Source organism: Clostridium fungisolvens (assembly GCF_014193895.1).
In the GTDB taxonomy this organism is placed as follows: domain Bacteria; phylum Bacillota; class Clostridia; order Clostridiales; family Clostridiaceae; genus Clostridium_AR; species Clostridium_AR fungisolvens.
Window position 1 is genome coordinate 1,558,418 of sequence record NZ_BLZR01000001.1, and the last position, 14,571, is coordinate 1,572,988.

Consider the following 14,571-nt stretch of genomic DNA (forward strand, 5'->3'; position numbering starts at 1 on the left):
AAGGAGGTTTTTTAATGATAAAAAGAGCTTTGTTAAGCGTATATGATAAAAGTGGCATACTTGATTTTGCTAAGTTTCTTGTTAGTAAGGATGTAGAGTTAATATCCTCTGGCGGTACTTACAAATATCTTCTAGAAAATGGTGTAGCTGTTAAGGAAATAGCTGAGATTACAAAAGCGCCTGAGATGCTTGATGGAAGAGTTAAGACCCTTCATCCAGTGATTCATGGAGGAATTTTAGCTATAAGAGACAACGCAGAACATATGAACACTATAAAAGAAAGAGGAATAGATACTATAGATTTAGTAGTTGTTAACTTATATCCTTTCTTTGAAAAAGTAAAAGAAGATTTGAGCTTTGAAGAAAAGGTTGAATTTATAGATATCGGTGGTCCTACAATGCTTAGAGCAGCAGCTAAAAACTTTAAAGATGTTGTAGTTATAAGCAATATAGAGGATTATAGCAAGGTTCAAGAAGAAATTGAGCAAAGTGAAGATGTAAGTCTAAAAACAAGAAAAGTTCTTGCAGGTAAAGTGTTTAATCTTATGAGCGCTTATGATGGAGCTATAAGTAACTTTTTACTTGAAGGAGAAGAAGAATATCCAGAATACCTTTCAATTTCCTACAAGAAAAAACAAGAATTAAGATATGGTGAAAATCCTCATCAAAGTGCTGCTTACTACTCAAATAATGAAGTAGATGGTGCTATGAATACCTTTGAAGTACTTAATGGAAAAGAACTTTCTTATAACAACTTAAAAGATCTTGATATAGCTTGGAAGGTTGTTAATGAATTTGATGAAATAGTTACATGTGGATTAAAGCACAATACTCCATGTGGAGTAGCTATTGGAGAAACTGTATATGATAGCTATGTAAAAGCTTATGAGTGTGATCCTACTTCAATCTTTGGCGGAATAGTAGCTGTAAATAGAAAACTAGATAAAGCTACAGCAGAAGAAATGAGTAAGATATTCTTAGAAGTAGTAGCTGCACCAGAATTTGACGAAGAGGCTTTAGAAGTTTTAAGAAAAAAGAAAAATCTAAGAGTGATCAAGGTAAACTCTGCTCCAAAGGCAAAGAATTACATGGTTACAGTAGATGGCGGAATATTAGTACAAGAAGAAGATAAGAAACTTATAGAAGAACTAAAAGTAGTGACTGAAAATACTCCTTCAGAAACAGAAATGAAGGATATGATTTTTGGTATGAAAGTAGTAAAATATGTTAAATCAAATGCAATTGTTGTAATAAATGATGGAAAAGCAGTGGGAATCGGTGGAGGTCAAGTTAATAGAATATGGCCTACAATAGATGCTTTAAAGAGAGGAACAGGAGCTACAGTTCTTGCGTCTGATGCTTTCTTCCCATTCGGAGATGTTGTAGAAGAAGCTTCTAAATATGATATAAAAGCAATTATTCAACCAGGTGGATCTGTTAGAGATCAAGAATCCATAGATCAGTGCAATAAACATGGTATAAGCATGGTATTCACTGGAATAAGACATTTCAAACACTAATATAGATGGAGTGATTATTTATGAAGCTTTTACTAATTGGAGGCGGAGGCAGAGAACATGCAATAGCATGGAAACTTGCAAAAAGCCCAAAGGTTGAAAAGATATATGTGGCACCTGGTAATGGTGGAACAGCACTAGAAGATAAATGTGAGAATATAGGGTTAGAAACTTACGAAGAAATGGCTAAGTTTGTAAAAGAAAATAACATCGATTTGACTGTGGTAGGACCAGAAGAACCATTAACAAAGGGTATAGTAGATTTATTTAAGAAGGAAAACTTAAAGATATTTGGACCAGAGCAAAAAGCTGCAATGCTTGAAGGCAGCAAAAGTTTTTCCAAGGATTTTATGAGAAAATATAATATAAAAACTGCTGCATATGAAGTTTTTTATGATAGTGAGAAAGCCGTAGAATACTTAAAAAGTGCTGAATATCCTATAGTAATAAAAGCAGACGGGTTAGCAGCAGGAAAAGGTGTAAGTATCTGTGAAGACTTTAAACAAGCAGAAGATACTATAAAAGACTTTATGGTGCAAGATAAGTTTAAAGGAGCAGGTAAAAAGATAGTTATTGAAGAGTTTTTACAAGGTGTTGAAGCTTCAATATTATCAATAACTGATGGTAAGACTATAATTCCTTTTATATCGGCAAAAGATCATAAACAGATTTTTGACGGAGGAGTAGGTCCTAATACTGGTGGTATGGGAGTAATAGCGCCTAATCCTTATGTTACGGATGAAGTTTTTGAAGACTTTGAGAAAAATATAATGGAGCCAACTCTTACAGGAATAAGAGAAGAAGGCTTTGATTATAAAGGAATAATATTTTTTGGAGTAATGATTACTGAAAAAGGATGTTATCTGCTTGAATACAATGTAAGAATGGGAGATCCTGAAACTCAATCAGTACTTTCTTTAATGGAAAGTGATCTTTTGGAGCTAATAGAATTTTCTCTTGAAGAAAAATTAAATGCTGCAGAGGTTAGATGGAAAAATGGAGCTTGCTGCAATGTAGTTTTGGCTTCAAAAGGATATCCAGAAGCCTTTGAAAAAGGCTTTAAGATAGAGATAGATCCTTCAGTAAAGGAAAATGTGTTCATTGCTGGTGGAGTTATTAAAGATGAAGTTTTAGTAACTTCAGGTGGAAGAGTACTTTCAGTAGTTGGAGTAGGGGATACAATTGAAGCTGCTAGAGAAAAAGCATACTCTAATATAGATTCAGTAACTTTTGAAGGAAGATATTTTAGAAAAGATATAGGGGTAATATCTTAATAAATATTTAATTCTAATAGCTCGCTCATATAGCGTCTCCTGTATAACCAATTAATTTCAATGATTAACTTAAACATATCCTAAATTTTATTACGAAGTGATACATCTATATAGATAAAGGACTGTCAAAATGAAAGTATATTCTTTGGCAGTCTTTTTTCCATAATATAAAATATTTTGTTTATATATTTGATGAATAATAAATTAGATACTCCAATATATTTGTAGAGATGAGAAGTATTGAACTGGAGAATTTAATTTATTGGAGGATATATAACAATGTTAGATTTAAAACAAGATACAACAATCAGTGGAAATAAAGATAAATATACCATAAATACTCATAAGTTAATAATTTTGATATTATCAGTTATAGCTATAATATCTTTAATAATAATTTTTAAATACATAATTGCAAACAATCCTACGCTTGGAATAAAAGTATTAACCTTTTTTATTATTGTGATAGCGGTTGATGCTTTGATTTTATATAAGTTTATTCACAATAAGCTACAACAAATTAATGTAAAACTTGCTAAACTTGAAGAAGAAAATATTAAACTAAAAGAAGAAGTTTTGGTGGACAAACTTACTGGAGCTTTCAATAGGAGAAAGCTTCATGAGATAATTGAAGTTGAACTTGAGAGATGCAATAGATATAATATTCCATTAGCAATGATAATTTTTGATATTGATGATTTTAAGAAAATTAACGATAAATATGGTCATAGTAGAGGAGACTTAATTTTAAAGAATATAACAAAAGTTATAACTTCCAAATTAAGAAAAACCGATTTTTTTATCCGTTGGGGAGGAGAAGAATTTGTTATCCTTGCTCCAGAAACTAATCTTGAAGGTGCTTTGATATTAGGCGAAAAGGTAAGGAAATTAGTTTCAGAAAATATATATGTTGAACTTGAGAGGGTAACTGTAAGTGTTGGAGCATCAGAATATAAAAAAGAACTAACATATAAAGAATTTTTTGACAAGGCGGATAAGGCACTTTATATAGCAAAGAATAGTGGAAAGAACAATGTTAAATATGTAAATTAAAATATAAATTTTACAATGAAGTGATACATTATAAGAGGATTTTTATTTGTTTTGTAGAAATATTAATTGTGAAAAAGCATTATTATTTAGTTGTTCAATGAAATTTGGATAGGTTACATAGAACATTTAAAGTATTTATCCATTTAGTTGAGACTTTAATGAGTTTTGTAAAGATTTTATATGATTTTCGTTAAGTCATAGTTTCAAGGAGAGGTTTATAATGAGGAGGAATTTCGAACAAAAACTGGATTATAGCCAAATAAAGGATATAGACTTTAGGGTTTCCTTTATAAATACAGAAGAATTTAATGGTTATGTTCACTTAGCATCAATTCACAAGGTGAGTGAGGCCATTTTTAGAAGTGTAGATGACAAAAAAATAAAAATAATGGATAATGGATATAAGTGGCTTCAGATAACTCCATTAAATGCAAATTATAATCTCATAACTATACTTGACGATAAAGCTGAAATACTTCAGTGGGAATTTCACATAATAGATAATAATGAAGTTGAAGGTAAAACAAGTTTGATGTTTGAAGATCTTATATTAAGTTTACTTGTTTTTCCTGATGGCCTTAAAAAAGTGCTCGGTGAAGAAGAAATTAAGAAAGCTTTATATGATAATGATATTAATCTGTGCCAGTATGATAAAGCTTATAGGGAGATAAAAATATTAGAACAAATTGTATCTATAGACAAATTGATAACTTTAAGTAGAGGTATGCTAAAAAGGATTTTAGGAGATTGTAACTGTAAAAAGCAGCTTAGCTGTGAAGCCTAAAATAAACATATAATATCTTGGAGGTGTCCATGTTTAATAATTCGTTTTTCAAAGATACTAATGGAAAAGACAATTATAGAGATGAGAATAGTTACACCTATATAAAGAAAGCAACTTTTAAAATACTAAAGGTGAATTCTATATATGATAGCGAAGAAGATCAGTATATGACTTTAGCAACCTGTATGAATGAAAAATATGAAATTGAAACAGTTAATATTGAAGGATTTACTATAGAGTATACTGTTTCAGCACTTGAAGGGGCTTATATTGAAATTGATATATTTGAAGACGAAAATGAAGAATATTATAAAGGAAGAATCTACAATCAATAACGCAGCAATAAACGAAATTTTGGGGACTAGGGGGTAAACATTATGAAATTATTCTTAATGGGAAAACAAAGCACTGATAAGGAGAACCCTCTAAACAAGGCTCTTATCAGTGAGATAAAAAAAGGAAAAGGTAGAATTGCATATATACCATCTTCCTCTGAAAAAAGTATTGAGTACTACAAGGAGATTTCTGAGTTTTATAATCAGCTTGGATATGGTGACATACTGTATTTTGATCTTGCAGCGCAGTACAATCCTGCTTTAATAACAAAGCTTCTAAATTCAGATGTTATATACTTATCAGGGGAAAATACTTATAAGTTCTTACTTCTTTTAAGAAAGAGAAAGCTTACAGAAGCTCTAAAAGAGTTTGCGAAGAGAAATGGAATAATTGTTGGAGTAGGCGGGGGCAGCATACTTTTAACACAAGATATTTCTTTATCATCTCTAATTTATGAAAATTCTTATGAAGCTCTTCAAACAAGAGGTTTTTCATTAACTAAGTTTGAAGTTTTACCTCATTGGCAGGAAAATAAGGTGTTACTACCTAAGCTTATAGATTATACAATAAACACTGATAAAAACATTTTTGCTTTTAATGATGGATATGGTGTGTCTTTATTAGGGGATAAAGTTGAATTTTATGGAGATATAATAAATATAAAGAATGGATCTGTTTCAGTATATAAAGGTAACTACAAAGTGTTTTAATTACATAAATAGGAGGACAAAAGATGTCAGTTGATTTTATAACAAACCTTGAAAAGGGAATGGAAAAATTACATAAAAGAGGAGCTTTTCTTACTGTAAAATCAGGAGAAAAGGTTAATACAATGACTATAAGTTGGGGAAGCATAGGTTTTATATGGGGAAAGCCAACTTTAACAGCCTTAGTTAGAAAATCAAGATTTACTCACGAACTAATAGAAAATGCAGATAGTTTTACCATAAGCATACCTTACGGAGATGAAATGAAAGCTGCACTAGGAATATGCGGAACTAAATCAGGTAGAGATATAGACAAAGTAGCTGAAGCAGGAATTAAGTTTGTACCTTCAAATGAAGTCTCAAGTCCTGTAGTTGATGGCTGTAATATGTATTATGAATGTAAGATAGTTTACAAGCAGGATATGGATGAAAGTCTTTTAAGTCCAGAAGTTAAAGAAAGGTCATACGCAAAAGGCGACTATCACACCATGTATTATGGAGAAATAGTTTCTTGCTACGAAAAATAAAATTAGAAAAATGTAAAGATAACTTATCACATTGGTGTTGTGGTAAGTTATTTTATTTTGATAAGGTTTTTGCTTAGCTAAAATTTAGTTTTAAGTAATTGAGATAATATGTATAACTAAAGATGAACCACTTCTATCCGAAATGGTTCATTTATATAGAAATATTAAAGGAGCTCTGCCGTATTTTAGTAAATTAGTAATTGAAAATACCAGTGAAAAAGTCCTATAATTGAAGGGCAAGTATTTCACTACGTTTAGATAATGAAGTTTCGGATAATTATTTTATTATAAAATATAACAATTAAAGAATATAACAATTTTAAAATTTAAAATAATAAAAATATAAGAATGCAAGAATTTAAAAAGTTATAAGTTTATAGGAGAAATGCGGGTTTGAAGGAAATTGGAGTTATTTATTCAATTTTTATAGGCTATGTTTAATTTTAAAACCGTGCTTTAAAAGCCCCCTTTTATAAACAAATGTAAGTAGGATGTGAGTATTGTGTATAGACCATTGGCGGATAGAATAAGACCAGCGACTTTAGAAGAGGTAGTTGGACAACAACATATTTTAGGAAAAGGTAAGATACTAAATAGAATAGTAGAAGGTGGAACAATATCAAATATGATTTTTTATGGGCCACCAGGAGTAGGCAAGACTACTGTTGCAAATATAATTGCAGCAAAAGCAAAGAAGAAGTTTTATAAGCTAAACGCAACAAATGCTTCTATAAAAGATATACAACAAATAATAGAAGGGCTTGATAGTTTCGAGGGGCTTAATGGTGTAGTTCTGTATTTAGATGAGATTCAAAACTTCAACAAGAAGCAACAGCAATCTTTACTAGAATTTATAGAAGACGGTAGGATAACTCTTATTTCAAGTACTACAGAGAATCCATACCACTACATATTTAAAGCGATAATAAGTAGATCTACTGTATTTGAGTTTAAAACAATGCAGGATAGCGATGTTATAAAAGCATTAGTTAGAGCTGTAGATATATTAAAGGAAGATCATAAGAATACTACCATAGAAGTTGATGACAAAGCTTTGAATTACTTTGCAGCATCATCAAATGGAGATGTAAGAAAGGCTATAAATGGCTTAGAGGTAGCTATAAACTCAACTAATCCTAATGCTGAAGGTGTTATATTAATAGATGAAGAAGTAGCGAGAGATTGTACTCAAAGCAAGGTGTTTAATTACGACATGTCAGGAGACAGTCACTATGATATCTTAAGTGCTTTTCAAAAATCCATTAGAGGTAGTGATGCAGATGCTGCAGTTCATTATTTAGCAAGACTAGTTAAAGCAGGTGATATTCAATCAATCTGTAGGAGGCTTATGGTGATAGCATCTGAAGATATTGGGCTGGCATATCCAAATGCAGCTATGATAGTTAAGGCATGTGTTGATTCAGCTAATATGCTAGGCTTTCCAGAAGCACGGATTCCACTAGCACAAGCAACTTTAGTTTTAGCTACAGCTCCAAAATCAAACTCTGTAGTATGTGCTATTGATGCTGCACTGCAAGATATAGAACAGGTGAACATTGGAGATATACCAGTTCATCTAAAGGATGCTCATTATAGTGGAGCAAAGGCTTTAGGCAGAGGAATAGAATACAAGTATCCTCATAACTATGAAAATAATTATATTAAGCAGCAGTACCTTCCAGACAATTTAAAAAGCAGAAATTACTACGTGCCAGGAAAGAATAAGAATGAGAAGGTTATTTTTGATTATTGGAAGAAGGTAAAGGAATAGCTAAATATAATAGAATAAATATAGTTTAATAGGATAAGATAGGAAAGTTAATAAATTTGATAATTTATACTTAAAGGATTGATAGAATTATCAATCCTTTAAGTATTTATAGCTAAATTGATAAAAAAGTATACTAAGTATTGATTAGTAAGTAGTATTTACTAAAAACAAAGGAAAATTGTTCTTTTTTAATTGTTGACAGTTTAAGTCGGATTTGCTATTATATGAAATGGAAAGTTTAGTGTTTTACTCAACATTAAGGGGTGATAGTATGAAGTTGTCAACCAAAGGACGTTATGGAGTAAAGGCTATGGTTGACTTAGCCATTAATTATGGCGAAGCACCCGTATCCATTAAGACCATTTCCGAAAGACAAAGCATTTCTGAATATTATTTAGAACAGCTTTTTAGTCCTTTGCGAAAGGCGAAGCTAATCAAGAGTATTAGAGGAGCTCAAGGTGGCTACGTTTTAAACAAAGAACCTAAAGATATAACTGTTGCAGATATAATGGACGTATTGGAAGGTCCTATAGAAATCGCGGAATGTGTAGATGGAACAGCTTGTGACAATGTAGATTGTTGTGCTACAACGCTGTTATGGAAAAAAATAAAAAATAGTATTGATGACGTAATGGAATCAGTGACTTTACAGGATATAGTTAATGATTACAATGGCATAAAAGCCAGACAAAGCAGCATCAAAATAGCTGAAAAATAGCTGATAGGAGTGAAGGTTAATGAATAAAGTTGTGTATATGGACTATGCAGCTACTACTTATGTTAAACCAGAAGTTTTAGAAGAGATGATGCCTTATTTTACTGAAAAGTTTGGCAATCCTTCATCATTCTATAGTATATCAAGGGATACTAAGATGGCTATAGATCTAGGTAGAGATAGAGTAGCTAAAGCCCTAGGTTGTGAATCAAGTGAAGTTTACTTTACTGGTGGTGGCTCAGAAGCAGATAACTGGGCACTAAAAGGTATCGCTTTTGCCCATAAGAAAAAAGGAAACCACATTATAACTACAAAGATAGAACATCATGCAGTACTTCATGCTTGTGAATATCTTGAAAAACATGGTTTTGAAGTTACATATCTAGATGTAGATAGTGAAGGTTTCATAAACCTAGAAGATTTAAAGAATGCAATAACTGATAAAACTATATTAGTTTCTATCATGTTTGCAAACAATGAGATAGGTACAATTCAACCAATAAAAGAGATTGGACAGATTTGTAAGGAAAGAAAAGTATTATTCCACACTGATGCTGTTCAGGCTGTTGGTAATGTTCATATAAATGTTAAAGAATTAAATATAGATTTATTATCTTTAGCTGGTCATAAGATATATGGTCCTAAGGGAATAGGTGTTCTTTATATAAGAAAAGGTGTTAGAATAGACAATCTTGTTCACGGTGGTGGTCAAGAAAGAGCAAGAAGAGCAGGAACTGAGAATGTACCTGCAATAGTTGGTCTTGGAAAAGCAATTGAGCTTGCAACTTCAAGTATTGATGAACATGCTGAGAGACTTGAAAAGTTAAGAGATAAGTTAATAGATGGATTATTACAAGTTCCATATTCAAGACTTAACGGACCAAGAGGAAAGAACAGATTAGCAGGTAATGCTAATATTATATTTGAATTCATCGAAGGTGAATCAATACTATTAATGTTAGATTTTGAAGGGGTTTGCGCATCTTCAGGAAGTGCTTGTACTTCAGGATCGCTTGATCCTTCACATGTACTTTTAGCAATAGGATGTAAGCATGAAATTGCTCACGGTTCTCTAAGATTATCATTAGGAGACGGGACTACTGAAGAAGATGTAGATTATGTAATAAATGCAGTACCACCAATTATACAAAGATTAAGAGATATGTCACCATTATGGGAAGACCATCTAAAGAAGGGAGCAAAATAATTATGATGTACAGTGAAAAGGTAATGGATCATTTTAGAAATCCAAGAAATGTAGGAGAAATAGTTGATGCAAACGGCGTAGGAGAAGTTGGAAACGCTAAGTGCGGAGACATAATGAAGATATATTTAAAGGTTGAAGATAATGTAATAAGCGATGTTAAGTTCAAAACTTATGGATGTGGTTCTGCTATAGCATCATCAAGCATGGCTACAGAATTAATAATGGGAAAAACTCTTGAAGAAGCTTGGACATTAACTAACAAAGCAGTTGCAGAAGCTCTTGATGGACTTCCACCAGTAAAGATGCACTGTTCAGTATTAGCTGAAGAAGCTATACATAAGGCAATTAATGACTACAGAATAAGTCAAGGATTAGAAGCATGGGATTATGAAGAACATGATGACATCCACGACCAAGTTCATGGAGAATAATTAATATATGAAGAAAAAAGTAGTAGTAGGTATGAGCGGCGGAGTTGATAGCTCCGTTGCTGCTTATCTTTTAAAAGAACAAGGCTATGATGTTATAGGTGTGACTATGCAGATATGGCAAGAAGATAAGGAGTTTGAGGAAAGAGAAGGCGGATGCTGTTCACTTTCTGCTGTTGATGATGCTAGAAGAGTAGCTGACAGAATAGGTATACCTTTTTATGTATTAAACTTTAGAGATTCTTTCAAAGAAAAGGTAATTGATTACTTTGTAGATGAGTACATAGAAGGAAAAACTCCTAACCCATGTATAGCTTGCAACAAATACCTAAAGTTTGATGAACTTTTAATGAAAGCTAGAGCTATAGGTGCAGAATATGTTGCAACTGGCCATTATGCAACTGTAACTAATGAAAATGGAAGGTATGTGCTAAGAAGATCAGAAGATGATAGAAAAGATCAGACTTATGCATTATATAATCTAACTCAAGAACAGCTTTCTCATACTTTGATGCCTTGTGGTGAATACACAAAGGATCGAATAAGAGAAATAGCCAAAGAAATAGGTCTTGCTGTTCATAACAAGAAAGACAGTGAAGAAATATGTTTTATTCCTGATAATGACCATGGTAGTTACATAAAACTTGCAAAACCTGAAAAGGTTAAGCAAGGAAACTTTGTAGACAAAAATGGCAATGTTTTAGGTAAACATAAAGGTATTGTATACTACACTATTGGTCAAAGAAAAGGCTTAGGTTTAGCACTTGGAAGACCAGTATTTGTTACAGATATAAATCCTTTAAGAAATGAAGTTGTAATAGGGCCAGAAGAAGATATTTTTAAGACTGACCTTATAGCAAAAGACTTAAACTTTATAACTCTTGATAATTTGGATAAAGAGATAAAGGTAAAGGCAAAGATAAGATATTCTGCAAAAGCTTCAGATGCAACTATTAGACCATTAGAAGATGGTAGGGTTGTTGTATCCTTTAAAGAAAAGCAAAGAGCAATAACTAAGGGTCAATCAGTAGTTTTCTATGATGAAGACTTAGTTGTTGGTGGCGGAATAATAGAGAAAATAATTTAAAGCTGCTTTATTAGGGTTTCTGCACTGAAACCCTATAAGTGGCTTTTTTCTTATAACTAAAAAAATAATGCAATATCAATTTGAAGTAAATAAGAAAATACTAAATAGAAGGAGATAGAATTATGAATGAGGTTATAAATTTACTAAAAGCCCACAAGTCTGTAAGAAAGTATAAAGATATGGAAATAGAACAAGAGAAAATAGTCAGTATAATTGAGGCTGCTCAAAGCGCATCTACTTCAAGCTTCATACAAGCATATACTATTATAAGTATTGAAGATAAAGAAAAGAGAGCAAAGATTGCAAAACTTGGAGGAGACCAAAAGTATATTGAAGAATGTCCTCTATTTTTAGTGTTTTGTGCAGATTTAAACCGTCATAAGATTGCTTGTGAGATGAATGGTGCAGAGATGAAAGAGGGTTATACAGAAAGTTTTATAATAGCTACTGTTGATACAGCCTTAGCAGCACAAAATGCTATGGTTGCCGCTGAGTCCCTTGGCCTTGGTGGTGTTTATATAGGAGGTATAAGAAATAACCCTGATGAAATATCAGAGCTACTGGACATACCTACAAATGTTTATCCTCTTTTAGGAATGTGTCTTGGATATCCAGATGAAGATAATGATATAAAGGAGAGACTTCCAATGGAAGTTGTGTTTAAAAAGGATAGTTATACAACTGAAGGAGATACAGAAAAATTACAACAATATGATGATAGAATAAAGAGTTATTATTTGGATAGAACTAAAGGAATGAGGGCTGATACTTGGACTGGTATGATGGCAAGAATGATGAGTCATATTCCAAGACCTCATATGAAAGCATTCTTAGAAAGACATGGATTTTTTATGAAATAACATATAGGAAAAATATTTGAACTGTGAAAGGTATGATTGTAAATCATACCTTAAATTCCCTAGATTAAATATTGATTAAATTCATCACATTAGCGTGCTAATGTGGTATAATGTTGACTTGAAGTAATAATGTATTATTTTCTATCATAAAACATCAGTTAATTTATAGTGGAAAAAATATTTAGGAGGAACTGAGGATGAAGAAGATTAGCCAAAAGATAACAGTGTTGGTTATATTGAGCCTATTTTTAACGGCGACTTGTATCGGTTATATTAGTATTTATAAAAGTAGTAATTCCATACAAAACCTTGAAAAGCAAAAGTTATTATCTTTAGCATCAAGTAATGGAAATGAATTTAATACTACCACAAGAAGAATTGAGTCTGTAGTGGATTTACTGGCAGCTGAAACTGCAAATAGTATTGATGTAGATAAAGCAAAAAATGATCCCACTTATATGGAGAAATATCAAGAGAATTTTAGACAGATTCTCAAGAGCTATGATAAGTTAGTCGATGGGATGGCCGGAGTTTATGTGAATTTTGACCCGTCATTAACAAATAGGGCTTATGACAGCGCTTATGGACCTGAAGGACCAGGGCAGCCGTTTACAATAAAGGAGAATAAATACAACGTAGCAGATTACAAGGATAATAACGAGGACATGTCGTGGTACTATGGTCCAATTAAAAGCAATAAACCAATGTGGATTGATCCCTACGTAGATAGTAAGTCGAAAATATCAATGATTTCATATGTTGTACCTATTAAAAAAGGAGATACACTTATAGGTGTTGCCGGAATGGATGTTAGTTTTGAGAGTCTTAAGAAGCTAATAACATCTATAAAAGTTTACAATAGCGGGTATGCTTTTTTGCTAAATAAAGATTTTAATTATATAGTGGACAAGTCATACGAATCTGATAAGTCCTTAGATAAGATTGAAAATGGAAAATATGTAGAACTTGCCAAGGAAATAGCAGGTACAGATCTGGGAGTAATTCAAGATCAATATCTAGGAGAAAAAGTGTTTTTAGCTCATTATAAATTAGCTAATGGACAATATATGGTAGTAACTGTTAGAGCATCTGAAGTATTTAAATCTACAACGGATTTAACAATGTTTCTTATTATAACACTTGTAGTATGTCTACTACTTGCTTCAATAATTGCTCTATTAGTAAGCAGAAAGATTACGAAGCCAATAACAACTTCTACTACTTTTATTGATAAAACAGCAATGTTTGATTTGTCTGATGGAGATCAAGATAAATATATAGAAGATATTTTATCACTTAAGGATGAAACAGGTACAATGGCAAGAGCAATTGTTAAGTTAAGATCAGAATTAAAGAACATTATAATGCAATTAATGAATAATTCTGGTGAAGTTCTCGATCATTCACAAAAACTTTCTATGTCTTCTGAGGAAACAGTTGAATCGATTAATGCAATTAATCAAGCTATTTTTGAGGTTGCAACTGGATCAGGAGAGCAAGCAAAAAATTCACAGGAAGCTGTTCTTAAACTTACTAACCTTGCAAATGAAGTAGATAGGGTAGTTCAGAATGCGGAACTAGTTATTAGGGATTCATATGAAATGAGTAATGTTAATAAAAAAGGCATTCAATCCATTGGGGTTATATTCGAAAAAATTAATGCCAACCAAGAAGCAACTGATAAGATAGCTAATAATATAAATTCATTAGCTGATCAATCAAAATTGATTGGAGATATAATAAATACAATTCACAATATTGCAGAACAAACTAATTTACTTGCCTTAAATGCCGCAATTGAAGCAGCAAGAGCAGGTGAACATGGTAAGGGCTTTGCAGTAGTAGCTGATGAAGTAAGGAAGTTATCGGATGAAACTTCAAGTGCAACAATGGAAATTGCAGAAATAATAAAAAAAATACAGCAAGAAATTAGCAATGGTAAAATAAATATGGACAATGGCAAGGTTGTAATAAATGATGCCCATAAATCCATAACAGAATCAGAAATTGCTTTTAAGCAAATCGAAAATGCCATTGAAAAAACTATTGAAAAGATAGAAGACTTAAATAATAGTATAAAAATAATAGATGAAAATAAGGATTTAGTTCTTGCATCAGTTGAAGGGATTTCAAGTATTACTGAAGAGTTAGCAGCATCAACTGAGGAATTGTCAAGCAGTATGGAATCTCAACTATCTAATACAAAAGATATTGCGGAAAGCTCCGAAGAGTTAAAGGATATTTCAATAAATTTAAATTCAATAATCACTAAATTTAAAATATAGCTATATAAATAAAACCCTAT

The 14,571-nt window shown here is 31.8% G+C and carries 14 protein-coding genes; all 14 read left to right on the forward strand.

The window, feature by feature from the left end; all coding sequences use genetic code 11:
- Positions 1-14: 14 nt before the first annotated feature.
- Positions 15-1,520: a bifunctional phosphoribosylaminoimidazolecarboxamide formyltransferase/IMP cyclohydrolase gene (gene purH / locus bsdtw1_RS06370; protein ID WP_183276763.1), complete on the forward strand. Its 1,506-nt coding sequence runs from the start codon at positions 15-17 to the stop codon at positions 1,518-1,520.
- 20 nt (positions 1,521-1,540) lie between these two features.
- On the forward strand, positions 1,541-2,791 hold the full coding sequence (purD, locus tag bsdtw1_RS06375; RefSeq protein WP_183276764.1) for a phosphoribosylamine--glycine ligase: 1,251 nt from the start codon (positions 1,541-1,543) through the stop codon (positions 2,789-2,791).
- A gap of 279 nt (positions 2,792-3,070) precedes the next feature.
- Positions 3,071-3,844, forward strand: coding sequence for a GGDEF domain-containing protein (locus bsdtw1_RS06380; RefSeq protein ID WP_183276765.1), 774 nt, complete (start codon positions 3,071-3,073; stop codon positions 3,842-3,844).
- A gap of 220 nt (positions 3,845-4,064) precedes the next feature.
- Positions 4,065-4,628 carry a DUF402 domain-containing protein gene (locus bsdtw1_RS06385; RefSeq protein WP_183276766.1) on the forward strand — a complete coding sequence of 188 codons (564 nt, stop codon included), beginning with the start codon at positions 4,065-4,067 and terminating at the stop codon, positions 4,626-4,628.
- 29 nt (positions 4,629-4,657) lie between these two features.
- Positions 4,658-4,963 (forward strand): hypothetical protein, encoded by a 306-nt coding sequence (locus tag bsdtw1_RS06390; RefSeq protein WP_183276767.1) that lies wholly within the window; start codon positions 4,658-4,660, stop codon positions 4,961-4,963.
- 42 nt (positions 4,964-5,005) lie between these two features.
- Entirely contained in the window at positions 5,006-5,674 is a 669-nt protein-coding gene (locus bsdtw1_RS06395) for a Type 1 glutamine amidotransferase-like domain-containing protein (RefSeq protein ID WP_183276768.1), read from the forward strand.
- Positions 5,675-5,697: 23 nt separating this feature from the next.
- Positions 5,698-6,198, forward strand: a complete 501-nt coding sequence (locus tag bsdtw1_RS06400; RefSeq protein ID WP_183276769.1) for a flavin reductase family protein — start codon at positions 5,698-5,700, stop codon at positions 6,196-6,198.
- A gap of 499 nt (positions 6,199-6,697) precedes the next feature.
- Positions 6,698-7,969: a replication-associated recombination protein A gene (locus bsdtw1_RS06405; protein ID WP_205245303.1), complete on the forward strand. Its 1,272-nt coding sequence runs from the start codon at positions 6,698-6,700 to the stop codon at positions 7,967-7,969.
- Positions 7,970-8,240: 271 nt separating this feature from the next.
- On the forward strand, positions 8,241-8,687 hold the full coding sequence (locus tag bsdtw1_RS06410) for an RrF2 family transcriptional regulator (protein WP_183276771.1): 447 nt from the start codon (positions 8,241-8,243) through the stop codon (positions 8,685-8,687).
- A 19-nt stretch (positions 8,688-8,706) separates the two neighbouring features.
- Positions 8,707-9,891, forward strand: a complete 1,185-nt coding sequence (gene nifS / locus bsdtw1_RS06415; protein WP_183276772.1) for a cysteine desulfurase NifS — start codon at positions 8,707-8,709, stop codon at positions 9,889-9,891.
- Positions 9,892-9,893: 2 nt separating this feature from the next.
- Complete coding sequence (gene nifU / locus bsdtw1_RS06420; protein ID WP_183276773.1) at positions 9,894-10,322, forward strand: Fe-S cluster assembly scaffold protein NifU; 429 nt, start codon at positions 9,894-9,896, stop codon at positions 10,320-10,322.
- 7 nt (positions 10,323-10,329) lie between these two features.
- Positions 10,330-11,406 carry a tRNA 2-thiouridine(34) synthase MnmA gene (gene mnmA, locus bsdtw1_RS06425; protein ID WP_183276774.1) on the forward strand — a complete coding sequence of 359 codons (1,077 nt, stop codon included), beginning with the start codon at positions 10,330-10,332 and terminating at the stop codon, positions 11,404-11,406.
- A gap of 122 nt (positions 11,407-11,528) precedes the next feature.
- A complete protein-coding gene (nfsA, locus tag bsdtw1_RS06430) occupies positions 11,529-12,266 on the forward strand; it encodes an oxygen-insensitive NADPH nitroreductase (protein ID WP_183276775.1) in 738 nt (245 codons plus the stop codon).
- A 197-nt stretch (positions 12,267-12,463) separates the two neighbouring features.
- A complete protein-coding gene (locus bsdtw1_RS06435) occupies positions 12,464-14,551 on the forward strand; it encodes a methyl-accepting chemotaxis protein (protein ID WP_183276776.1) in 2,088 nt (695 codons plus the stop codon).
- Positions 14,552-14,571: the final 20 nt, after the last annotated feature.

What these genes read in the sequence shown, in the direction of transcription:
- bsdtw1_RS06390 (WP_183276767.1), top strand. Translation starts at nt 4,658, where the DNA reads ATGTTTAATAATTCGTTTTTCAAAGATACTAATGGAAAAGACAATTAT.
- bsdtw1_RS06410 (WP_183276771.1), top strand. Translation starts at nt 8,241, where the DNA reads ATGAAGTTGTCAACCAAAGGACGTTATGGAGTAAAGGCTATGGTTGAC.
- bsdtw1_RS06380 (WP_183276765.1), top strand. Translation starts at nt 3,071, where the DNA reads ATGTTAGATTTAAAACAAGATACAACAATCAGTGGAAATAAAGATAAA.
- bsdtw1_RS06400 (WP_183276769.1), top strand. Translation starts at nt 5,698, where the DNA reads ATGTCAGTTGATTTTATAACAAACCTTGAAAAGGGAATGGAAAAATTA.
- nifU (WP_183276773.1), top strand. Translation starts at nt 9,894, where the DNA reads ATGATGTACAGTGAAAAGGTAATGGATCATTTTAGAAATCCAAGAAAT.
- purH (WP_183276763.1), top strand. Translation starts at nt 15, where the DNA reads ATGATAAAAAGAGCTTTGTTAAGCGTATATGATAAAAGTGGCATACTT.
- nfsA (WP_183276775.1), top strand. Translation starts at nt 11,529, where the DNA reads ATGAATGAGGTTATAAATTTACTAAAAGCCCACAAGTCTGTAAGAAAG.
- nifS (WP_183276772.1), top strand. Translation starts at nt 8,707, where the DNA reads ATGAATAAAGTTGTGTATATGGACTATGCAGCTACTACTTATGTTAAA.
- bsdtw1_RS06435 (WP_183276776.1), top strand. Translation starts at nt 12,464, where the DNA reads ATGAAGAAGATTAGCCAAAAGATAACAGTGTTGGTTATATTGAGCCTA.
- purD (WP_183276764.1), top strand. Translation starts at nt 1,541, where the DNA reads ATGAAGCTTTTACTAATTGGAGGCGGAGGCAGAGAACATGCAATAGCA.
- bsdtw1_RS06385 (WP_183276766.1), top strand. Translation starts at nt 4,065, where the DNA reads ATGAGGAGGAATTTCGAACAAAAACTGGATTATAGCCAAATAAAGGAT.
- bsdtw1_RS06395 (WP_183276768.1), top strand. Translation starts at nt 5,006, where the DNA reads ATGAAATTATTCTTAATGGGAAAACAAAGCACTGATAAGGAGAACCCT.
- mnmA (WP_183276774.1), top strand. Translation starts at nt 10,330, where the DNA reads ATGAAGAAAAAAGTAGTAGTAGGTATGAGCGGCGGAGTTGATAGCTCC.